The 20,213-nt window shown below is 64.9% G+C and carries 18 protein-coding genes; 10 read left to right on the top strand and 8 right to left on the bottom strand.

Annotated elements, in window-relative coordinates:
- Positions 1 to 26: 26 nt before the first annotated feature.
- Genes XI03_RS35700 through XI03_RS35690 form a run of 3 tightly spaced genes read left to right on the top strand, consistent with a single transcriptional unit; the run spans position 27 to position 3,435 of the window.
- Positions 27 to 1,850 carry an ABC transporter permease gene (locus XI03_RS35700; RefSeq protein ID WP_271594709.1) on the top strand — a complete coding sequence of 608 codons (1,824 nt, stop codon included), beginning with the start codon at positions 27 to 29 and terminating at the stop codon, positions 1,848 to 1,850.
- On the top strand, positions 1,850 to 2,698 hold the full coding sequence (locus tag XI03_RS35695; protein WP_271594708.1) for an ABC transporter ATP-binding protein: 849 nt from the start codon (positions 1,850 to 1,852) through the stop codon (positions 2,696 to 2,698). Before XI03_RS35700 ends, XI03_RS35695 begins: the two co-directional genes overlap by 1 nt.
- Positions 2,695 to 3,435: an ABC transporter ATP-binding protein gene (locus XI03_RS35690; protein WP_271594707.1), complete on the top strand. Its 741-nt coding sequence runs from the start codon at positions 2,695 to 2,697 to the stop codon at positions 3,433 to 3,435. Before XI03_RS35695 ends, XI03_RS35690 begins: the two co-directional genes overlap by 4 nt.
- A 121-nt stretch (positions 3,436 to 3,556) precedes the next feature.
- On the opposite strand, the gene XI03_RS35685 is transcribed toward XI03_RS35690, so the two are convergent.
- Together XI03_RS35685 and XI03_RS35680 are read right to left on the bottom strand one after the other, a co-directional pair.
- Positions 3,557 to 5,068, bottom strand: coding sequence for an ATP-binding protein (locus XI03_RS35685; protein WP_271594706.1), 1,512 nt, complete (start codon positions 5,066 to 5,068; stop codon positions 3,557 to 3,559).
- A 103-nt stretch (positions 5,069 to 5,171) separates the two neighbouring features.
- On the bottom strand, positions 5,172 to 5,990 hold the full coding sequence (locus tag XI03_RS35680) for a YkgJ family cysteine cluster protein (RefSeq protein WP_271594705.1): 819 nt from the start codon (positions 5,988 to 5,990) through the stop codon (positions 5,172 to 5,174).
- A 260-nt stretch (positions 5,991 to 6,250) separates the two neighbouring features.
- On the opposite strand from XI03_RS35680, the gene XI03_RS35675 reads away from it, so the two are divergent.
- Complete coding sequence (locus XI03_RS35675; protein ID WP_271594704.1) at positions 6,251 to 6,835, top strand: LysE family translocator; 585 nt, start codon at positions 6,251 to 6,253, stop codon at positions 6,833 to 6,835.
- A 27-nt stretch (positions 6,836 to 6,862) separates the two neighbouring features.
- On the opposite strand, the gene XI03_RS35670 is transcribed toward XI03_RS35675, so the two are convergent.
- Positions 6,863 to 7,927 (bottom strand): ketopantoate reductase family protein, encoded by a 1,065-nt coding sequence (locus XI03_RS35670; RefSeq protein WP_212248884.1) that lies wholly within the window; start codon positions 7,925 to 7,927, stop codon positions 6,863 to 6,865.
- 873 nt (positions 7,928 to 8,800) lie between these two features.
- Here XI03_RS35670 and XI03_RS35665 point away from each other — a divergent pair.
- Entirely contained in the window at positions 8,801 to 9,883 is a 1,083-nt protein-coding gene (locus XI03_RS35665) for an alpha/beta hydrolase (RefSeq protein ID WP_271594703.1), read from the top strand.
- Positions 9,884 to 9,954: 71 nt separating this feature from the next.
- Here the strand turns inward: XI03_RS35665 and XI03_RS35660 are convergent, their stop codons facing one another.
- Positions 9,955 to 10,434, bottom strand: coding sequence for a MarR family winged helix-turn-helix transcriptional regulator (locus tag XI03_RS35660; RefSeq protein ID WP_028144358.1), 480 nt, complete (start codon positions 10,432 to 10,434; stop codon positions 9,955 to 9,957).
- A 511-nt stretch (positions 10,435 to 10,945) separates the two neighbouring features.
- On the opposite strand from XI03_RS35660, the gene XI03_RS35655 reads away from it, so the two are divergent.
- Positions 10,946 to 12,517, top strand: a complete 1,572-nt coding sequence (locus XI03_RS35655) for a porin (RefSeq protein ID WP_095425962.1) — start codon at positions 10,946 to 10,948, stop codon at positions 12,515 to 12,517.
- Between the two features lie 578 nt (positions 12,518 to 13,095).
- Here XI03_RS35655 and XI03_RS35650 read toward each other — a convergent pair.
- The 4 genes from XI03_RS35650 to XI03_RS35635 form a co-directional block, all read right to left on the bottom strand.
- Positions 13,096 to 13,731: a MarR family winged helix-turn-helix transcriptional regulator gene (locus XI03_RS35650; RefSeq protein WP_091960795.1), complete on the bottom strand. Its 636-nt coding sequence runs from the start codon at positions 13,729 to 13,731 to the stop codon at positions 13,096 to 13,098.
- Positions 13,732 to 14,586: 855 nt separating this feature from the next.
- Positions 14,587 to 15,912 (bottom strand): flagellar protein export ATPase FliI, encoded by a 1,326-nt coding sequence (gene fliI / locus XI03_RS35645; protein WP_271594702.1) that lies wholly within the window; start codon positions 15,910 to 15,912, stop codon positions 14,587 to 14,589.
- 42 nt (positions 15,913 to 15,954) lie between these two features.
- Positions 15,955 to 16,683 carry a flagellar basal-body rod protein FlgF gene (gene flgF / locus XI03_RS35640; RefSeq protein WP_018318430.1) on the bottom strand — a complete coding sequence of 243 codons (729 nt, stop codon included), beginning with the start codon at positions 16,681 to 16,683 and terminating at the stop codon, positions 15,955 to 15,957.
- Between the two features lie 3 nt (positions 16,684 to 16,686).
- Positions 16,687 to 17,472, bottom strand: coding sequence for a DUF1217 domain-containing protein (locus tag XI03_RS35635; protein WP_028145752.1), 786 nt, complete (start codon positions 17,470 to 17,472; stop codon positions 16,687 to 16,689).
- A gap of 143 nt (positions 17,473 to 17,615) precedes the next feature.
- Here XI03_RS35635 and motA point away from each other — a divergent pair, with 143 nt between their 5' ends.
- The 4 genes from motA to fliN all read left to right on the top strand — a co-directional run bounded on the left by motA (position 17,616) and on the right by fliN (position 20,211).
- Entirely contained in the window at positions 17,616 to 18,512 is an 897-nt protein-coding gene (gene motA, locus XI03_RS35630; RefSeq protein ID WP_028145751.1) for a flagellar motor stator protein MotA, read from the top strand.
- The gene (locus XI03_RS35625; RefSeq protein ID WP_028145750.1) at positions 18,509 to 19,450 is read left to right on the top strand and encodes a flagellar motor switch protein FliM; all 942 of its coding nucleotides are present in this window, start codon (positions 18,509 to 18,511) and stop codon (positions 19,448 to 19,450) included. The genes motA and XI03_RS35625 overlap by 4 nt, the downstream gene beginning before the upstream one ends.
- The gene (locus tag XI03_RS35620) at positions 19,431 to 19,745 is read left to right on the top strand and encodes a hypothetical protein (protein WP_271594701.1); all 315 of its coding nucleotides are present in this window, start codon (positions 19,431 to 19,433) and stop codon (positions 19,743 to 19,745) included. The genes XI03_RS35625 and XI03_RS35620 overlap by 20 nt, the downstream gene beginning before the upstream one ends.
- 76 nt (positions 19,746 to 19,821) lie before the next feature.
- Positions 19,822 to 20,211, top strand: coding sequence for a flagellar motor switch protein FliN (fliN, locus tag XI03_RS35615; RefSeq protein WP_018318435.1), 390 nt, complete (start codon positions 19,822 to 19,824; stop codon positions 20,209 to 20,211).
- Positions 20,212 to 20,213: the final 2 nt, after the last annotated feature.

Raw genomic sequence — 20,213 nt, 5'->3', positions numbered from 1 at the left:
CTTCTCTCTCTCCTTGGGGCCATCGCGTGTCTTCCTGGCTCGACTACACGATCAACGGGCTGATCGTCGGCAATGTCTATGCCCTCGTTGCGGTCGGGCTTGCGCTGATCTTCGGCGTCAGCCGGCTGATCAACTTCGCGCAGGGCTCGATCTATCTGGTCGGCGCCTATATCGGCTGGGTCGCGGTGGTGCAGCTGCATACGCCGCTGCCGCTCACCATCATCGTGGTCGCGGTCGCTGCCGCGATCGTCGGGTTGATCATCGAACGGTTCGGCCTGCGGCCGCTGCAGAACTCGGTGCGCATCGCGCCGCTGCTCGCCACGATCGGCATCAGCTTCGTGCTCGATCAGCTGGTGATGCTGACCTTCTCGCCCAATCCGCGCGCGCTGCCGAGCCAGTTGCCGGATGTCCGCTTTCAGGTCGGCGGCGGCACCATCGGCCCGCTCGATCTCTTGATCGCCGGCGTCGGCCTCACCAGCGCGATTCTGTTGTTCGTGTTCCTGCGCTACTCCAAGCTCGGCTGGGCCGTGCGCGCCACCGCGCAGGATCGCGATGCCGCCATGCAGATGGGCGTCGACGTCAACCGTGTCAATCAGGCGGTGTTCGGCATTGCCGCCGCGCTCGGCGGTGTCTCCGGCATGCTGGTCGGCATGTACTACAACCAGATCGACACCGCGATGAGCCTGCAGGCGACGCTCAAGGGCGTCGTCGCCGAAGTGGTCGGCGGCGCCGGAAATGTGCCCGGCGCGGTGATCGGCAGCCTGCTGCTGGGCCTCGTCGAAAGCTACGGCGTTGCGGTGTTCGGCACCAGCTACCGCAATCTGTTCGCGTTCCTGCTGCTGGTTGTCGTGCTCGTATTGCGGCCGAACGGCCTGTTCGCGAGCGCGCGGCAGGCGCCGCCCGAGCCGCTCACCGGCACCTTCATCGCGCCGAGCCGCCCGGTGCGCATTCCGCGCTGGGCCTTGGCTGTTGCGGCCGCGATCTTCGCGGTCCTGCCGCTCTTCTCGGTGTCGTTCTACGTGCTGCAGACCCTGATCAACGCCTGGCTGCTCGGCATGCTCGCGCTCAGCCTGACGCTGGTTGCGGGCACGATCGGCCAGGTCTCGCTTGGCCATGCCGCGCTGCTCGCGATCGGCGCCTACACCTCCGCGCTGTTGTCGCTGACCTTCTCCGTGCCGGTGGGCCTCTCGATCATCGGCGGCGGCCTGATGTGCGCCGCGCTCGGCACGGCGCTGATCTCGCCGTCGTTCCGGCTGCGCGGGCATTACGTGTCGATCGCGACGCTCGCCATCGGCGAGATCGTGTCGCTGGTGATCCTGAATTGGGAAAGCGTCACACGCGGCCCGATCGGCATCTCCGGCATCCCGCCGCTGTCGCTGTTCGGCTACGATCTGATCAGCCCGACGTCGATCTACTGGTTCAGCTTCGCGGTGATGGTCGTGCTGGCGCTGCTGCAGGGGCGACTGCTGACCTCGCATCTCGGCCGCAGCTTTCGCGCCATCCGCGATGACGACATCGCCGCGCGTGCCTATGGCCTCAGCCTGAACCGCTACAAATCGCTGGCATTCATCTTCGGCGGGTTCGCCGCCGGCGTCAGCGGCGGCATCGCGGCGCACCTCTATTCCTACATCAACCACGAGACCTTCAACACGCAGCAATCGATCCTGGCGCTGACCGTGGTCATTCTGGGCGGTCTCGGCAATGTCGTCGGCGCGATTCTCGGCTCGGTCGCGCTGGTCGGCCTGCCCGAAGTCTTCCGGATCGCAGCGGAGTATCGCATCCTGATCTACGGCATCGTGCTGCTGCTCCTCGTGCGGTTCAGGCCGCAAGGCCTGTTGGGGACGATGTGATGGCGGAGCAGCACACGAACATGCTGTCCCTGCGCGGCTTGACGCGGCGCTTCGGCGGCCTCACCGCGGTCGACGCCATCGATCTCGATCTCGCCAAGGGCGAGCTGATCAGCATCATCGGCCCCAACGGCGCCGGCAAGACGACGCTGTTCAATCTCGTCACCGGGCTCGATCGGCCCGACGCCGGCACGGTCCGCTTCGAGGGTCAGGACATCACAGGGCTGTCGCCGGAACGACTCGCGGCCGAAGGCATCGCGCGCACCTTCCAGCTCGGCCGCGTCTTCGGCAATCTCAGCGTCATGGACAACGTGTTGATCGGCGCGCACACGCGGCTGCGCGCGGTGAAGCCGGCGGTGCCGGTGATCGGTCCGCTGCTGGAATTGGGGTTGGCGCTGCTGCGGCCCGCGAGCGTCAGGGCCGAAGAAGAGCGGCTGCGCGAGGAGGTGAAGGCCATCCTCGCCCGCTTCGGCGAGCGGCTGCTGCCGCGGATCGACCAGCCCGCCTATAGCCTGTCCTACGCCAACCGCCGCCGCGTCGAGATCGCGCGCGCGCTCGCGCTCAAGCCGCGCCTGTTGCTGCTCGACGAGCCGACCGCCGGCATGAACCCGACGGAAACAACGGAGATGCAGGGCCTCGTCGCCGAGCTCAAGGCGGAAGGGCTGACCATCCTCCTGATCGAGCACAAGCTGGAGATGGTGATGCGTCTCTCCGACCGCGTCATCGTCATGGACGAGGGCAAGAAGATCGCGGAAGGGCCGGGCGAAGCCGTGCGTGGCGATCCCAAGGTGATCGAGGCCTATCTCGGGCACGGCCTGTCGGGAGCGTCGGAGCAGGAGAGCGCGGCATGACGGCGAGCACACCCGAACCGCTGCTGGCGCTGTCCAACGTCAACACCTTCTACGGCCAGGCCCAGGTGCATTTCGACCTGTCGATCACAGTCGCGCGCGGCCACATCGTCTGCCTGCTCGGCGGCAATGCCAGCGGCAAGTCGACGACGATGAAGATCATCTTGGGCCTTGTGAAGCCGCGCTCGGGCGATGTCACGTTCGACGGCGCCTCGCTGCTTGGCCTCTCGACGCCGCAGATCGTCCGCCGCGGCATCGCCTCGGTGCCGGAGGCGCGGCGGCTGTTCGCGGACATGAGCGTGCGTGAGAACATCCTGATGGGCGCCTTCGTCCGCAACGATCGCGACGCGATCGCGCAGGATCTCGACAAGATGCTGACGCTGTTCCCGAAGCTCGGCCAGCGGCTGTCGCAGCGCGCCGGCTCCTTGTCCGGCGGCGAGCAGCAGATGGTGGCGATGGCGCGCGCGCTGATGAGCCGTCCCAGGATGATCGTGATGGACGAGCCGACCATGGGCCTGTCGCCGCTCTATGTCGACCGCGTGCTGGAGCTGATCCGGACCATCAATCAGGAGGGCGTCTCGGTGTTCATGGTCGAGCAGAACGCCAGCCTCGCGCTGGAGATCGCACACGAAGCCTATGTGCTCCAGACCGGCAAGATCGTGCTGTCCGGCCCGGCGCGGGCGCTGAAGGACGACCCTCGAATCCGCGACGCCTATCTCGGCGGCTCCGAGGCTGCCTGACGCAATGCGCTGACCTCTCCACGTCATGGCCGGGCTTGACCCGGCCATCCACGTCTTGCCTCCAGGCACGAAGAACGTGGATGCCCGGGACAAGCCCGGGCATGACGACCTCCATCCCGCTTCAAGCCGAAGCCGCGCTCGCGACCTGCTCCGCCGGCAGATCATCGCCATTGGGATCGCCGGGGGCCGTGGCCCAGGCCAGCTCCACCAGCGTCACGATCCTGCGTCCGCCGCCGTCGAGCTGGACGACGATCAGGCCCTGCTCCTCCATGTAGCCGAGCAGCCGCTGCGCCCGCCGCAGCGAATGCGAGCCATAGGCCCGCGCGATCGCGGCGTCGCCGGGGCATGGCCAGCCTTCCTTCGCCGCGCGCGCGATCATCATGAATACGCCCTGCATGTCGTCCGGCAAAATGGATGCGCGCAGCGATACGTCCTGCCAGGCGTCGTCTTCGGCATGCTCGGCGCCGAGCCCCGCGCGTGCGCGCGTCAGCATGCGGCGGAATTCGGTAAGGTCAGGGACGGCCGAGCCCAGTCCCTCGATCCGGCAGCGGACCACGAACTCCTGATAGAGCACGCCGACGGCGCGGAAGCCGGCGTCGGGCGCGGCGAGCACGGCACGCAGCGTGCGATCGACGCGTTCGCGCCGCTCGGCGAGCTCCTCGGCGCTGACCGGCACCTCGTCCACTTCCGGCTGGATCACCGGCGCGGCGGCCTTCGCGGCGCGGAGCTGCTCGAGCAGATCCGGCGCCGGCCGTCGTTGCGGCCGGCTGGCATCGGGCGGCGGCGCGGCCAGGATCATGGCGCGCATATCTTCCGTGGCCGCCTCCGGTAGCGGCATCAGCCGCGGCGTGGAATTGCGCGGGCTTGTATCGGTCGGGCCGATGTTCAGGCGCAATGGACGGCGAGACAGCGCAGGTCCCAGCGCCATGAACTGCCCACGCTCGAGATCGCGGAAGGACTCGGCCTGCCGCCGCTCCATGCCGAGCAGATCGGCGGCGCGCGCCATGTCGATGTCGAGGAAAGTGCGCCCCATCAGGAAATTCGAGGCTTCCGCCGCGACGTTCTTGGCGAGCTTCGCCAGCCGCTGGGTCGCGATGATACCGGCCAGCCCACGCTTGCGGCCGCGGCACATCAGATTGGTCATGGCGCCGAGCGAGAGTTTTCGCGCCTCGTCCGAGACTTCACCGGCCACCGCTGGCGCAAACAGCTGCGCCTCGTCGACGACCACCAACATTGGATACCAATGGTTGCGGTCGACCTCGAACATCCCGCCGAGAAACGCCGCGGCGCGGCGCATCTGGTTCTCGGCGTCGAGCCCTTCGAGATTGAGCACGGTGGAGACGCGGTGCAGCCGCGCGCGCTCGCCGGCGACCTGAAGGCCGCGCTCGGTGTGATCCTCGGCCTCGATCACGAGATGGCCAAAACGCTCGGCCAGCGTGACGAAATCACCTTCGGGGTCGATGATGGCCTGCTGCACCCACGGCGCGCTCTGTTCCAAGAGCCGCCGCAGCAGATGCGACTTGCCGGAGCCCGAATTGCCCTGCACCAGGAGACGGGTCGCCAAGAGTTCCTCGAGGTCCATGGCGGCCGCGGCGCCTGCCGTGGTCTGCCCCATCTCGATTGCAACCGTCATGCCCGACTCAAGTCCCCGTCATTCGCGGACAGGGGCTTATCAATACCGTCGCGGCGCGTCGAGCGGCACGGCGCTGATCAGGCCGCGTTGCCCACGGCGGCGTTCAGGCGTGATTCGATAGCCGTAAAAGTGCGGGCCGATAGGGGGCTTGCGGATCGTCGTCCTCGTTTGCGGGGATCGCGCAGGAGCCGAATTCCTGCCTGATCCGCTCCATCTCGGCGATGCGCGCATGCAATCGCTGCAAATGCTCCGGCGATGTCGCCCGCCAGAATTGGAACGTGTCGGCCGTCAGCGGCACGAACGCCGTGCCAAACAGCGTCGGCTCGGGAACGACGGTGCGTCCGAGCAGCAGGAAACGGTCGGCGCCGGAGACGACGAGAGTGGCATAGCCGCGGTTTCCGATCCGCTTGATCCCATTCAGCGACCATTCGGCGAGCTTGCTGAAATAAGGCTCTTCGCGCCAGCGATCGGGGCAATGGTCGTCGACCGTGACGTTCACGGCATCCTGGCTGAAATGGACGATGATGCCCGACTTCGCCGGGAACCAGTCGTCGTCGAGATGCCCTTGCAGCCAGGCGCAGACGAAGGAGCGGCACATCTGCGGGCGGCGGTCGTAGATGGTGCAGCCGGTGCCCGTCTGCCAGTGCTTGCAGAGCTGGTTCACCGGCTTGTCGACGGCGGCCACCTCGAGAATGTCGCAGCAGGCGTTGCAGGATCCGCATTGCCGGGCGAACGGCGCCGTCTTCGGCTGGCCGGCTGCCTTGAAACCCTGGCCGTCGCGGACCAGCAGCTTCTGCTTCTCCAGAGTGTTCAAGGCGCGCTCGACCTTGAGACGGGACAATCCGGTCGCGTCGATGACACTCTTCATGGTTGTCGCGCCGGCCTCCACCGCGCGAGCGACCTGCAACGTCGACTGATCCATCTTCGATGACTTGTTCTTTCGCCCGTCAATCCGGCTATCGCGGGCAGGCTTGGAACCCGCTGCCCGCAGCCGGCATCTGGAGTCTCTGCCGAGGCATCCCGGCGGCCTCTGTTACGTAAGGACAGACCTCGCATGGATGCAAATTTTTCGCAAATCGGCGGCCACGGAATGGGCGGATTCGGGTCGAATCCGGGCTTTGAGGACCGGATTCGATGATGAAGATCAAACCGGCCTGGCCCGGGGCCTGCTAGCTCAGGCGCATGAGCTTCCTGACCTTCTTCACGGCGACCTATTTCCTGCTGGCCGTGCCCGGGCCGACCAACACCTTGCTCGCGACGTCGGGCGCGGGGATCGGCATCGTGCGCTCGCTTCATCTGCTTGTGGCGGAGCTCGCCGGCTATCTGCTGGCGATCGCGCTGCTGCGGCTGGCGCTCGGGCCCATCGTCATGGATATCCCGCTCGCGGCCGTCCTGCTCCGCGTCGCGGTGACCATCTACATCCTGTGCCTTGCCGTCATGCTCTGGCGAGTCAACACGCGCGAGCTGCGCGACGGTGCACCGGTGACGTTCGGCCAGGTGCTGCTCACAACCCTGTTGAACCCGAAAGCGCTCGTCTTCGCCTTCCTGCTCCTGCCACTTGGAGCTGGGCCGCTTGAACTGTTGCCCTGCTTGGGCGCGATTGCGCTTCAGATTGTCACCGCTGGCGCCGCGTGGATCACTCTGGGCGCAACGCTCGGCCGCGGCGCGCGCCGTCTCGGGCATCCCGACCTCATCACGCGCACCGGCGCGGTCACGCTTGTCGCGGTGACCGGCCTGATCTGGCTTCAATCATTCCTGAGCGCGTGAGCGCCGACGTCACCGCAAGCAGCGCGCTTATTGCGCGCCGGATCCGCCCTGCACGATCTTCTCGTTCAATTTCAGATCGACGGTCTCGACGGTGCGGTCGATCTCGGCATTGGGCACGCCCAGCTGATGCGATATCAGCTTCACCAAGAGGTCGACGCGCTCGATGAAGGGGGCGCCGCTCGCGACCGCGCGCGCCGCCGATGACGGCTTGAGCAGGCTCTCGGCGGCCTTGGCGTATTTTGCGAACGGCACCTGGTCCTGCGGATCGGCGCCGAGCTTGCGGGCGATGGCATCGACGTGGTCGTAGATCGTCTGCGAGCGCTTGAGGTCGCCGTGCACGGCGTCGCGGATCGACTGCGGATCGTGCGGCGTGATGCAGCGGTAATTGCCGGTGAGCAGCATCGACCATTTCGCCAGCGGCACGAACAGGGAGTCGAACACTTTCAGCTTCACCGGCACATCGTGGCCGTCGAGCGTCACCGCATCGATGTCGGCCTCGAGCTCGCGCAGCACCTTGTTGTGCTTGTCGTCGGCGAACACCGACGCCTTGAAGTTGGTGGGCAGGCCGACGTGAAGCACGTTCGCGGCCTCTTCCGGCGGACGGAAGGCCTGCGGGTCGGGCGAGCAGAGCGTCACGAGGCCCGGCTCGAACCGCTCCCACACCTGCGCATTGGTGTAGGCCTCTTCCAGATCCATGTCGGCGAGCGCCGGGATCCGCTTCAGATAGGGCAGCGGCGGCATGTTCATGATCGACAGGCACGGCAGCTTCGCCGCGGCGATCTTGACCATGAGAACGCGCACGGTGTGGTTGGTGTATTGCGGCTCCTGCATCGCAAGGCCGACCATGTCGTAGCGGGAGAGGTCGACGTTGGCCGGGGTCACGGCGTCGAGCTTGCCGGGCAGGTCGCGCGAGAAGATCGCCCGGTGCACCGCCTCGTCACGCAGCTTGATGCGCACCTCGGTACCTTCGCGATTGATCAGCTCCGCGGTCTTGGCGCGGCAGACCAGGGTCACATTGTGCCCCGCCATCAGCAGCTTCGTGCCCAGCAGCGAGCCGTAAGAAGCCCCGAGAATCAATATGTTGCGCGCCATATTCCGTCCCTTTGACAATGTGTGTGATTTTTGAGCCCCGGCCGTCATCCGCGGGCGAGTTGGCGGCATGTAAAGCGAACTGCGCGGAGATGGCAACTGGGATAATGCATACAAGGCGCGCCAGGATCCCGGCGGCAGGGGTGTCGCGAAGAGCATTATCCGGCAATCTTTCCGCCCGCCGGCAAGGATCAGGCTTGCGCGGCGCTCATCCGCGACGAGCCCCAATTTGACGCCGACGGGTCCTCGCTGTCCCGCCACCTGCGGGTGTCAATCGGCTCACTCAACGCCATACGACTTTACCGAATCCAAGTAGGCCGGAGGATGTCTCGCTCGTCCGGCTCAGCGTGAGGTGCGATCCTACGTCGTCACATGTCGCGTGCCGATGATCGTCACGTTGGCTTCCCGCTGTTTTCTTCTTGTCACATTGCCTTTCGGCATTGATGAAAGCGGCAATCCGCCGCATCCCTCACCATATCGTGCTTTCACAATGCCGGCCTACGCAGGCATGTATTTTACGTCGGCGAAGTGACGTCATTTCGGTTCGCCGATCGCAACAAGAAACGACAAGGCCCGCATCGCAAGTCTGTCGCAAGACTGGCGGAGTGCGCGGCAAACAACTGTGTTCAGCGATGGAGCTGGGACGTGACGATTGAGTTGGGGCGGCCTCGACCTTGTGCCCAAGCGGGTTGGTTGGGAATGGTGGCGAAAGACGTCGACGCGGCGGGCAGCATCGACAGGTGCAAGCGCGATGGACGCGATCAGGGGCGGCAGCGATCGCGTCGAGCAGATGTGCTGGGTGCTGCGCAGAACGCGAAGCCGGCAGGTCTGGGCGCAAGTCCGGGCAAGCGTTGACGGCGCCGCTCGGGGGCTGACATGGAAGGTGATCATTGGCCGCACGGCTCGTGCGACGGCGCCGGGCAAAGCCTGGCGCGCCTGCGGGATCGCGCGTCCCAATTTTTCCAGAGCCTGTCCGTCGCGGAGCTTGGGCGTGAGACGCACCGGCATCTGTGGATTTCGGACTGGTTGAAGGTCGCGGACGACTACCGGACCTTGGCCGAATCCGCGCACCAAAACCGTTCCGCCTGGGTTTCGCGGGAAGCGTGGCTCTGTTCGCTGACGGCCCTCGAAGTCGTCAGACGCTTGTCTTGTCCGGGAGATGTCGAAAGTGCCGGCCTCGCAGACGAGGTCGGCATCAGCCTGAGAGGTTTCGAGGCGGAGGCCGGTCTGGCGATCGAGCGCGTCAAGATCGATTGCTTCGACCAAGGGGCGCTGGCCGGCTTCTTTCTGCCGGCGCTCCATCGTGGAGCTTCCGCGCCGACGGTCATCTGTCTCAGTGACGAGGACATCACCCTGGGCTCGATGATGAGCAGGCTGTTGCCGGCCTCACTCTGCGGGACCATGTCGCTCCTGTTCGTTGATGCCGGCAATTCGACGGTGCATCGCTCCTTCAAGCCGGAGCACAGGCTTCAGTGCTGGTTGGACTATCTGGAGGCTCGCCCCGATGTCGATGCGCGGCGGATCGCAATTTATGGCGAAGGGGAGGGCGCTTCTCATGCGTCCCGCCTTGCCCTCTCGGATCGCAGAATAGCGGCCGCCGTGTGCGACGGCGGCCTTCTGACGCCGGTGATGCGCAGAGCATCGCTTCGCTGGATGACCGGCTTCGGGCAGGCCGTCCCTGACGGAGCCTCGACGGGTTCGCTGCCGCCGTCGCGTCGACTTCCGTGCCCGCTGCTCATGGTCGTCGGGAGCCGCTCCATGATATGGGAGCAGGACGCCCTGGATCTGCAAGCCGGCTATCGGCAGACCGGAGCAGATTGCTCGGTCGTCGTGCCCAACAATGTCCGGCACCCGCTCGGCGAGGTCGAGAATTTCATCGCTGTCGACGACTTCGTCTTCGAATGGCTCGGCAGCAAGCTCGGAACGGCCCGTCAGCTTGACCCCGTGACCTATCTCTAGCGCTTGGGGGTATCGTATTCGAGAGCGGTGTTTGCCGACATGCTTCGGTCGCCTCGAAGCCGAGGCGCGCGTCACGACACGTCGATAGCCAGCAATCGTGCCGCCAGCCGGGCGTTCCTGCCGATCGTTGCGAGCGCGGCATTCAGTTCAGCCAGGGTCTTCTCGTCGAGCTCGTTGAAGATGGTCGAATTCAAGGCGAGCTTTCTCTTGGACAGTTTTTCGATTTCCGTCGTGGCCTTCTCCGTCAGCGACATCAGAACGAAGCGGGCATCGTCCGGTGCCGGCCGCCGCGACAGGAAGCCGCTCTTTTCGAGGCTCTTGGTCTGGTTGGTCACAAAGGCCGGGTGGACCCGCAACTTGTTCGCGATGTCGATGCCGGCGACGCCGCGCCCGTCGTCCAGTTCGGTGATCGCCATCAAGATCAGCCACTGCGGCTCGGTAATGCCCAGCAGTCCGGCCCAGCAGGTATGGATGTCCTCCAGCTGGGAGTGAATTTCGACGACGTTCCAGATGAAGTCCGTAATCGCCCTGTCGAGTTTTTTCTCGATCATGTGGCTGCCCCCCGTTTCCCTCAATTCACTCTTTTAATGGGATATTGGGGAATCGTCTCGCATATCGCGCATAGACAATGGTGGCGGACACCGCGCGGTGGAAACGGTTGGACGGTTTAGTACTTGCAAAAAGCAATTAATTAAATTACGTCTCCTCACACTCAATCTTTGCTGCTCTTGACCCTGTCGATGGACAGCGATGTGAGACCTCCAAGAAAGCCCTCGGGATGCCCCCTGAGGGCTTTTTCGTTTTGGATTAAAGAGTTAGTTGGCGTGCCGACCGCCCCTGTTGCCATCGGGCAACATCTCTGACGGAAGTTACGATTCACTAAATCAATAAATTGAGGCCGTTGTTTTTATAAACTATACGTGAAGCTACGACGGAGGGGGGGCACCTCACTGTCGTTTCAGTCCGGACCTTCAGTGCGGACCTGAATTGAACGGAAATTAAGTGGGTCAAGCGGCCTCCTCCGAGGAGCCGAGCCCCCTGAACCGACCTGGAGGTTTACTAATGAAGTTGACGAAGACGCTCTTTCTCGGCTCGGCTGCCGGCCTGATGGCCGTCTCCGGGGCGTTCGCAGCCGATCTCCCCGTGAAGGCGAAGGCCGTCGAATACGTGAAGATCTGCTCGCTGTACGGCGCGGGCTTCTACTACATCCCGGGCACCGACACCTGCATCAAGCTGGGTGGTTATCTGCGCGCTGAAGTCGCGTTCAACACCAACAGCAACTACGGCATCTCGAACGGCTCTCCGGCCGGTGCGCACAACCGCCTCAGCAACTACTACCAGATGCGCGCTCGTCAGGATCTCAACATCGACACGCGCACCGCGACTGAATACGGCGTCGTCCGTACCTTCTTCGACGGCGTGTTCACCTGGACCACCGGTGGCTATCAGGGCTCCGGCTCCGCGACGGGCGGCACGGTCTATACCGGCAACCTCGGCCTCAACACCTCCGGCGCCACGCCGGCGCTCGTTGGTTCGTCGATCAACGGCACCGACGGCAACACCTCGGGCGGTTCGCTCGGCGTGTACTACGCCTTCATCCAGTTCGCTGGCTTCACCATGGGTAAGGCCGTGTCGCAGTTCGACGCGCCCTGGACCAACTATCCCGGCAACAACATCGACAGCCTCGTCGGCGGTTCCGGCACGGTCACTGGTGTCAACCAGTTCACCTACACCGCTGACTTCGGTCAGGGCGTGACGGCGTCGTTCTCGGCGGAAGACGCGACGGCTTACTACCAGGCCGGCAACGTCAACCTGACCGGTGCGACCGCAGGCAGCATGGTCGGCGGCACCTACGGCACCAACGCCATCGGCGGTTCGCGTTCGCCGAACCTCGTCGGTATGGTCCGTGTCGACCAGGCCTGGGGCATGTTCCAGGCGTCGGTCGCTGCGCATGACAACCACGTCGCCTACTACGGCGCGAATGAAGCCACCGGTCACCCCGACGACAAGTGGGGTTGGGCGGTTCAGCTCGCTCTGTCGATCAAGAACATCCCGACCGGCGCGGGTGACGTGATCAACATTTCGGGCGTCTACACCGACGGTGCGACCCGCTACAACTTCCAGAACCTGGCGGGCAGCAGCTACTCGATGTTCGGCAGCTCGGGCGTTGCCTATCAGAGCGTCGGCTTCGCCTATGCTCCGGACACCGTGTTCGTCACGGGCGGCCAGCAGGAAACCGTCAAGACCTGGGGCTTCCGCGGTGCTTACACCCACAACTGGGATCCCTACTGGAACACCGCGCTCTACGGCGCCTACGCTCAGGCGCAGTACGGCTCGGTCGCCAAGACCGCTCTCTGCGGCGCTGGCGGTGCAGGCGGCGTGTTCGGCGGTCTCGCCGGTGTGACGGGTTGTAACCCTGACTTCGCCGTCGGCCAGGTCGGTATCATCACCCGCTGGACCCCGGTCAAGAACCTGACGTTCTCGGGCGACCTGAACTGGACCCGTCTCGACCAGAAGTACTCGGGCACGGTCGGTTACGCCGGTGCCGGCACGACGGCCAAGCCGGCCGCCCTGTACGAGCTGAAGGATCAGGACAGCATCACCCTGCTGCTCCGCGCCCAGCGCAACTGGTAAGATCTTTCGAACCACGTGATGAACACCCGGCGGGAAACCGCCGGGTGTTTTTTTGTGCGCCCATCCCGCGTGATGCCTGACGCCCCCGTTTGCCCGGATGGAGCCGACGGGTCGCGCGAAGGCGCGGCCGATGGCGTAGTCCAGGGCATCTCTTACCGTGCGGTCCCGGATTGCGCTGCACTCCATGCGGGCTACGGGACCTTGCTGTGTCGCGGCTCCCGTCAATCCGGCCGCGCGAAAAATATGTCGTTTATCCGAAATTCGGTTTCGGCGCATGGGCGCCTCGCAATGACGGTGGAGGGAGTGCTGGCCGCACTCCGCTCTCGTGCCCCAGACGCAACGCAGCGTCCCCCTGGGCGATGCGAAGCATCGTCCAGCAGGACGGTGCGCTGCGGAGCCGGGGCCCATCTCTCCGTGCCATACCGGGTCGTCCCTGGGTCCCGGCTCTGCGCAGCAACGCTCCGCGTTGCAGCTTGTCCGGGACATGAGAGGACGGAGTGCGTCGTTCGAAGGCAGGCGCGGCTACGAAGCCATCTGCGGGCTGTGCCGCAACCACTCGCGCGGAAATTGCGTGCGCCTCAGCCTTGGCTTGCCATCCGCGCGCGGTCGAGATGCTCCTCGATCTTGGGGCGGTCGCGGGTGCGCTCGAAACTGGTGCACAGCAGTTCGGTCTCATCGAGCGAGACCGGAGCGCGATACAGCCGGCACATGAATTCGGCGCTCGCGCGACCTTTGGAGGTGCCCGGGCCGCGTTCGGCGAGAAACATGCAGTCCCGGCAGACGCTGGCATCGAGCCGTTGATGGGCCGCGTCGAGGTGATTGAGAACTTCGCGGAGCGAGTCGCGCAGCCTGACGCATTCGTCGTTGCCAAGCGAGGTGACCGCATTCACCACGTGATTGATCGGGTCGTGCTGGTTCAGGCATTTCTCGCCCTGGGCGGTGACGTGCAGGACGACAGAACGCTTGTCCTCTTGCGACGGCTTGCGCACCAGAAAGGATTTGCTCTCCAGCGTCTTCACGATCTGCGATGCAGTTGCTCTGGTGGCGCCGATGAAGCCGGCCAGCGCGGATGGCGTGCGCGAAAACCTGTTGGCGCGGCCGAGAAAGCGCAGCGCCATCCATTCGCGATCGCGCAATCCATGCTGATTGCCCTCGAAATACCAAGCCCTCGCCGCCTGAACCAGCAGCTCGACGGCTTCCCGTGCCAACGGCATGAATCTACCTCGTCCCCGGAACTTCGTCTGCGGCGCCCCGAAGCCGCTTTGCACCCTGGCCCGCGAAACCTTCGAAAGACATCGAACGGTTGCAGCTGTCCGGCGAACACGTCGTGTCGAGCTCTCGTTCGAAGGAACGAATCGCAGTGCGCCCGATCTGGACTGATGCGCGTCGCGTGCTTCGGAGTGACGGACTGCGTCGTTGGCATGCCAACAGCGTCGTCGCACGGGAGCCCGAGTTGCCGTCGCCAGCCGACGATGGATCGGAATAGTTCAACCGAAGCCCCTGAGTTCAAGTCACACGCAGACGTTTCTTATATTCCGTCGAAACGATGAATGAGCTTCTCAACAAAATCAAGTAGAGACGCTCGCGCAGCCCAGATGTCGTTGCAGGCGAATGTAACGTTCAAGACAATCTCGCTCATCGGGACACATGATGGTGAACGCAATACGCTGCCCGGCAAGCAACATGCACTCAATTCTGCGACGCCGTGATTGCACGGCATCCTGCTGATCGTGATCGACGCAAATTGATCGAAGCTTGTGCATGACGACGATGAGTTCGGCACGTCATCCACAACTTGTGGGTGGAGCCGGAGAATCGTCAAGGGAATTCGGAGGAATTACACGCGCCGGTTGTTGACCGTTATGCTCGCAGAATCGCCGGTGCGGTCCCTTCCGGCGCGGTCGTCCACTGCCCCACCCGAGTGGTGACGGCGCCCAGGACGGAAAACCGGCGGCGGCCGTGCGGCGCATGCGCCGGCTACGTGGCGGCATGCGCAATCTCCTGTCGAAAACAACGGGGAGGAGCAGGATAGCGGCGCATGTTGCCGGCGGTCGCGGCCTCTCGCGCTGCTATTCGCCCTTGAGCATGTCCCGCAGCTCGCGGAACGGATCGGCACTCGGCGGAGCCGAAGCATCCTGCCGCATCGCGCCGTAGATACTCGGAACCATGTCGACCGCCTGGTCGAGGCCCGAATCACGTCCCGACTGATAGCCGCCCATCAGGCGAAGGTCGCGCGTGTCCTCGTATTTGGCGATCAAGGAGCGCAGCTTGCTGACCAATTCGCGCTCTTCGGGATCCCAGACGTTGTGGGCGAGGCGGGAGACCGAAGCCAGCACATCGACGGCCGGATAGCGCGCCTGGTCGGCGATGTGCCTGGAGAGCACGATGTGCCCATCGAGCGTGCTGCGGATGGTATCGGCGATCGGTTCGTTGTGGTCGTCGCCGTCGACCAGCACCGAGAAGATCCCGGTGATGGTGCCGGAACCTTCCTCGCCGGGTCCGGCGCGCTCCAGGAGGCGCGGCAGATCGGTGAAGACCGTCGGCGCGTAGCCGCGGGCGACCGCAGGCTCGCCGGCGGCGAGCGCGACCTCGCGGGCGGCGTGGGCGAAACGCGTGATCGAGTCGACCATGAGCAGCACCGATTCGCCCCGGTCGCGGAAATATTCCGCGACCGCCATGGCCGTCTTCGGCGCCAGCCGCCGCATCATCGGGCTTTCGTCGCCGGTCGACACGATGGTGACGGCGCGCTGGCGATCGTTGCCCAGCACATCCTCGATGAACTCGCGCACCTCGCGGCCGCGCTCGCCGACCAGGGCCAGCACGACGGTGTCGAAACCCTGGCTGCGGGCGAGCATCGCGAGCAGCGTCGATTTGCCGACACCGGAGCCGGCAAAGATGCCGACGCGCTGGCCGGCGCAGATCGGCGCGAACAGATCGATGACGCGTACGCCGGTGCGCAGCGGCTTGTGCACGCGTGCGCGCTTCATGGCCGAGGGCGCCTCAGCCTCCGCCGAGACCGCCTGTGGGCCCGGTGTGAGGGGCCCCAATCCGTCCAGCGGCGCGCCGAGAGCGTTGATGACGCGACCCTTCCAGCTCGGATCGGGCGCGAACGACAAGGGCGGCATCCGGTAGGCGACCGAGCCGAGGCCGCCGGCGAACTGCCGGTCGAACGGCTTGGCGATGATGCCCTCGCTGTCGATTCGCACCACCTCGCCGATCTGCGGCTTGCCGCCCGAATTGACGCCGATGAGCTCGCCGAGCCTGACGAAGCGCGACAGGCCGGAAACACGGAAATGCGTCGGCGCGATCTCGGAGATCGCGCCGCTGACGCTTGCCAGGGGAGTGCTCTGCTGAAGCTCCAGCAGCGCCCACTCGAGTTGCCGAAGAGCGTTCAAGGAAACCGTCCAACCTCAATCTCAATGCGCGCGGGGCGCGGTCTACTTGCCGGGTTCGCCCAGCGTCCGGATGGCGTTCTGCAGCGAGCTCTCGGTGCCCTCGATCATCGAATTGGTGCCGTCGAAGGCACGCGAGGCTGCGATCAGCTTGGTCAATTCCATCATCGGGTTGGCGCCGGAGCCCTCGACATAGCCTTGCTTGAAGCCGTCGCGGGAGAAATCGGCGATGGCGCTCGCGGGCCGGTCCGGCGTCACGCCGGAATTGCCGTAGCGCTCGAGATTGGCGTCAGCGGGGATGTTGAACAGGCCGATGGTGCCGATCTCGTTGTTGTCCTGGGTGATCGCACCGCTGCGCGAGATCGAGATCGGTCCGCCGTTCGGGTCCAGCGTGATCTGCGCGCCGCCGGAATCGACGACGGGAAAGCCGCTCACGGTCTGAAGATCGCCGTTGGCGGCGATCTGGAGCCGGCCGTCGCGGGTATAGACCGTGCCGTTGGGACCTGCGAAGGCGATCCAGCCCTGGCCGACCACGGCGACGTCGAGCGGGTTGCCGCTCTCGGTGATGTTGCCTTGCTCGCGCGAGATGATGTTGTCGCCGGGCGAGGAGAAGGCGACCGGGTTCGCGCCCGCCTTGGACAGCACGGTCTCGAACTTCACCACGTCGGTGCGGAATGCCGCCGTGTTGACGTTGGCGACGTTGTTGGCGATCGTCTGGAGGCGCTTTTCGAGAGCGACCTGGGCCGACAATCCCACATAGAGGGCCGATTGCATGATCTACTTTCCGAACCGGAGGGACTGAAGTTTCGAGAGCATGTCGATATCCATGCTGGCCGAGCTGGCGCCGCCGATCAGGACCAGCGCGGGATTGGTCGAATTGTCGCTCTGGGCCTGGGTCGCATCCCACATCGCCGCAAAGCGCTGCACGAATTTGGTGACCTTGGCCGGGTCCTGGAAATCGGTGAGCTTGACCCTGTTCGTGATCATCTTGGCCTGGGCGTCGATGTCGGCCGCGCTGATCGTCGAGGGCAGGCCCAGCGCGGTCTGAACCACCTGCGTCAGCGCCTTGTCCGCCAGCACCTGGTAGGCGGTCGTGATCGTGGACGCCTTGCGGGTGAAATAGAGCGCGAGCCGCAGGCCCTCGTTCTGGTCGCCGGCCTTCTGCTCCATCGTCTGCGTGACATAATGGGTCGCCGTCCCGGTCGTCGCCTGGGTGGTCTTCGTCGCGTTGCTGCCGAGGGCGGCGAAATTGAAGGCGGTGGCGAATTCCCGGTAGCGGGTGTCGGTCAGCTTGTTGGCGAAGGTGTTCTTGTTGCCGACACCCTCCGTCAGCACCTTGCGCATGAACGCCTTGGCGTAGGTCATGTCGCTGAGGCCAAAGGCCTTCATCGCGTAGGAGTAGAGGCGATAGTCCTTCAGGAAGTCGTCGATCGTCTTCACGTTGCCGATATGGCTCAGGTAATAGTCGGTCTCGCGGCTGACATCCGGCTGCGTCGCGACCTGCGTCAGCGACTTGCCCATGTCCTTGGTCAGTCTGGTGTAGTCCGCGATGGTGGATAGCATGACACGCGCCCCTCTGGCCGCTGTTGCGACGCCGCCCCAAGCTGCCGCCGATTGCTTGCGCGGGGCTGGCGAGGCGGGAAGCCAGCTTCGCGCAAGGCTCGCCGACTAGATATTCCCGGTGGGATTGGCGATGGAGCGGCGCGTTGGGCAGTTTCGTGGGGATTTTCATCACGGTAGCGGCGCTGCTCGGCGGATTTGCCGCCATGGGCGGGCATCTGGCCGTGCTCATGCAGCCGTGGGAGTTCGTGATCATCATGGGGACCGCGGTCGGCACCTTCATCGTCGCCAATCCGTGGAAGACGGTGGTGGATACCGGGGTTGCCTGCATGCAGGCCATCACCGGCGCGGTGCCCGGCCAGCGCTACTACCTTGATCTGCTCGGCGCGCTCCACGCCCTGATGCGCGAGCTCAGGGGCAAGGGCCGCAACGAGGTCGAGGCCCATATCGACGATCCCGCGTCCTCCGAGATCTTCAAGGCGTTTCCGAGCGTGCTCGGGGATCCCTCGCTGCTCCAGTTCATCTGCGACTACGTCCGCCTCATCATCATGGGCAACGCGCGCACGCACGAGATCGAGGCGCTGATGGACGAGGAGATCCACACCATCGTGAAGAGCAAGCTGGCGCCCTATCATGCGCTGGTGACGGTGTCCGAGGCGCTGCCGGCGCTGGGCATCGTCGCCGCCGTGCTCGGCGTCATCAAGGCCATGGGCGCGCTCGACCAGTCGCCGAAGCTGCTCGGCGGCTTCATCGGCGCGGCCCTGGTCGGCACCTTCGCCGGCATCTTCCTGTCCTACGGCGTCCTTTCGCCCTTCGCGATCAAGATCAAGATGACGCGCGAGAAGAAGTGCCGGCCCTACATCATCGTCAAGCAGACGCTGCTGGCGTTCATGAACGGCGCCATGCCGCAGATCGCCGTCGAGCACGGCCGCAAGATGATCGCGAGCACCGAGCGGCCGTCGATCGACGTCGTCGAGAACGAGACGATCGCAGGTCCCAAGGCCGTCGTCACCGAGCCCGAACCCAAGGCCGCCCGCGCATGATGATGGAAGACGTCGAGGTCGATCAGCGCAAGCAGCTGCCGAACTACCTGCTGGACGCGGCCGGCATATCGATCGAACGTATGCCGATGCTCAATGTGATCTTCGATCGCATGGCGGCATCGTGTACCGACAGCCTGCAGCCGATGGCGGGAACGCCCTGCTATTTCTCGGTCAACGGCATCACCAACGATCCTCTCGGCGACATTATCAAGGACTACGAGGGCAACGCGGTCGCGGCGGTGCTCTATGCCGAGCAGTGGGACTCGCGCGTCATCATCATGCTGGACCGCGACTTCGTGTTTACGATGGTCGAGGCGATGTTCGGATCCGACGGCGCGGAACCGCCGCTCGATGTCGAACGCACTTTCTCGAACATCGAGATCCGCCTGGTCCAGGCGCTGTTCGAGCGGTTCGCCAAGGCGCTGCAGAGCGCCTTCGCCGGCACGTCGAACGTCACCTTCCGCGTCGAGCGGGTCGAGACGGCGATGGCCTCGCTGGCGATCGGGCGCGCCAGCAACATGTCGATCTGCGCGAACATGATGGTGCAGGCGCTCTACCGCGGCGGCCAGATGTTCCTGATCATTCCGCACTCCGCGCTCAACCCGCTGCGGCAGAAGCTCGCTCACGTCGTCGTCAGCGACGGCCGCGCGACCGATCCGCGCTGGCGTGAGCAGATGGAGAGCGAGGTCCACCGGACCGAAGTGACGCTGAGTGCGGTGCTCGACGAGAAGATGATCTCGCTCGAGGACGTCGTGAAATTCAAGGTGGGGCAGGTGCTGGAGCTGGAGGCCACGCCGCGCACGCTGGCGCGCCTCGAGAGCAACAACCAGGTGCTGTTCTGGTGTCAGATCGGCCAGCTCGATGGCTATTACGCCATGCAGGTGGCCGATCCCGTCGATCAGAAACGGGAGTTCGTCGATGATATCCTATCTCGTTGATGCCGTGCTGCTGATCGCGCTCGCCTTCACCAGCATGCGGGTGACCCGGATGCACCGCGAGCTGGCGCGGCTGCGCAGCTACCAGGGCGAATTCTCCACCATCGTCCACGAGACCGCGGGCGCCTTCGACACTGTCATCACCGCGGCGCATGATTCCACCGCCAATCTCGGACGGCTCGCCAACGTGCTGACCGCCAAGATCGATCAGGCCCACGAGGCGATCGCAGCGCTCGATGCGAGGAGCGGGCTCGCGCCGGCTGCGACTGCAGGCGGCACTGAGGTGAACACGCACTGAAGCCGAAGCCGGCTGAACCAATACGAGCGGAACGCCAAGGCGCTCCGGGAGCGGAAATACCAAGAGGCGATACCAGATGGCGCAATCCTTCGACTATGACTCTGCCACGCGAGCACCTGCCGCCGACGAGGGGCATACCGACACGACTCCGCTGGAGCGGCTCGCGGAGATCGCCGCGCGCACGGCGGAGGAGAGCGGCAAGTTCGCCAATGTCGATGCGATCTTGCGCATCCCGGTTACCATGCAGGTGGTGCTGGGATCGGCGACCATTCCGGTGGCGAACCTGATGAAGCTCGGGCGTGGCGCGGTGGTTCCGCTCGACCACCGGGTCGGCGAGCCCGTCGACGTCGTCGTCAACGGCCGCATCGTCGCCCGCGGCGAGGTGGTCGTCGTCGAAGAGGACAATTCCCGCTTCGGTGTCTCGCTGACGGAGATCGTCGGTCCCTTGGGGCAGGGTGACAGCTGACC

Origin of the sequence: Bradyrhizobium sp. CCBAU 65884 (assembly GCF_028128835.1) — a bacterium.
GTDB lineage: Bacteria > Pseudomonadota > Alphaproteobacteria > Rhizobiales > Xanthobacteraceae > Bradyrhizobium > Bradyrhizobium ottawaense.
Note: the sequence above shows the minus strand (reverse complement) of the source record. Positions and strands in the feature narration are given on the sequence as shown.

Coding starts and splice junctions, on each gene's coding strand:
- XI03_RS35690 (WP_271594707.1), top strand. CDS start 2,695: ATGACGGCGAGCACACCCGAACCGCTGCTGGCGCTGTCCAACGTCAAC.
- XI03_RS35655 (WP_095425962.1), top strand. CDS start 10,946: ATGAAGTTGACGAAGACGCTCTTTCTCGGCTCGGCTGCCGGCCTGATG.
- XI03_RS35665 (WP_271594703.1), top strand. CDS start 8,801: ATGGAAGGTGATCATTGGCCGCACGGCTCGTGCGACGGCGCCGGGCAA.
- XI03_RS35620 (WP_271594701.1), top strand. CDS start 19,431: ATGATATCCTATCTCGTTGATGCCGTGCTGCTGATCGCGCTCGCCTTC.
- XI03_RS35635 (WP_028145752.1), bottom strand. CDS start 17,472: ATGCTATCCACCATCGCGGACTACACCAGACTGACCAAGGACATGGGC.
- XI03_RS35680 (WP_271594705.1), bottom strand. CDS start 5,990: ATGGATCAGTCGACGTTGCAGGTCGCTCGCGCGGTGGAGGCCGGCGCG.
- XI03_RS35695 (WP_271594708.1), top strand. CDS start 1,850: ATGGCGGAGCAGCACACGAACATGCTGTCCCTGCGCGGCTTGACGCGG.
- flgF (WP_018318430.1), bottom strand. CDS start 16,683: ATGCAATCGGCCCTCTATGTGGGATTGTCGGCCCAGGTCGCTCTCGAA.
- XI03_RS35650 (WP_091960795.1), bottom strand. CDS start 13,731: ATGCCGTTGGCACGGGAAGCCGTCGAGCTGCTGGTTCAGGCGGCGAGG.
- XI03_RS35660 (WP_028144358.1), bottom strand. CDS start 10,434: ATGATCGAGAAAAAACTCGACAGGGCGATTACGGACTTCATCTGGAAC.
- fliN (WP_018318435.1), top strand. CDS start 19,822: ATGGCGCAATCCTTCGACTATGACTCTGCCACGCGAGCACCTGCCGCC.
- XI03_RS35625 (WP_028145750.1), top strand. CDS start 18,509: ATGATGATGGAAGACGTCGAGGTCGATCAGCGCAAGCAGCTGCCGAAC.
- XI03_RS35685 (WP_271594706.1), bottom strand. CDS start 5,068: ATGACGGTTGCAATCGAGATGGGGCAGACCACGGCAGGCGCCGCGGCC.
- XI03_RS35675 (WP_271594704.1), top strand. CDS start 6,251: ATGAGCTTCCTGACCTTCTTCACGGCGACCTATTTCCTGCTGGCCGTG.
- XI03_RS35670 (WP_212248884.1), bottom strand. CDS start 7,927: ATGGCGCGCAACATATTGATTCTCGGGGCTTCTTACGGCTCGCTGCTG.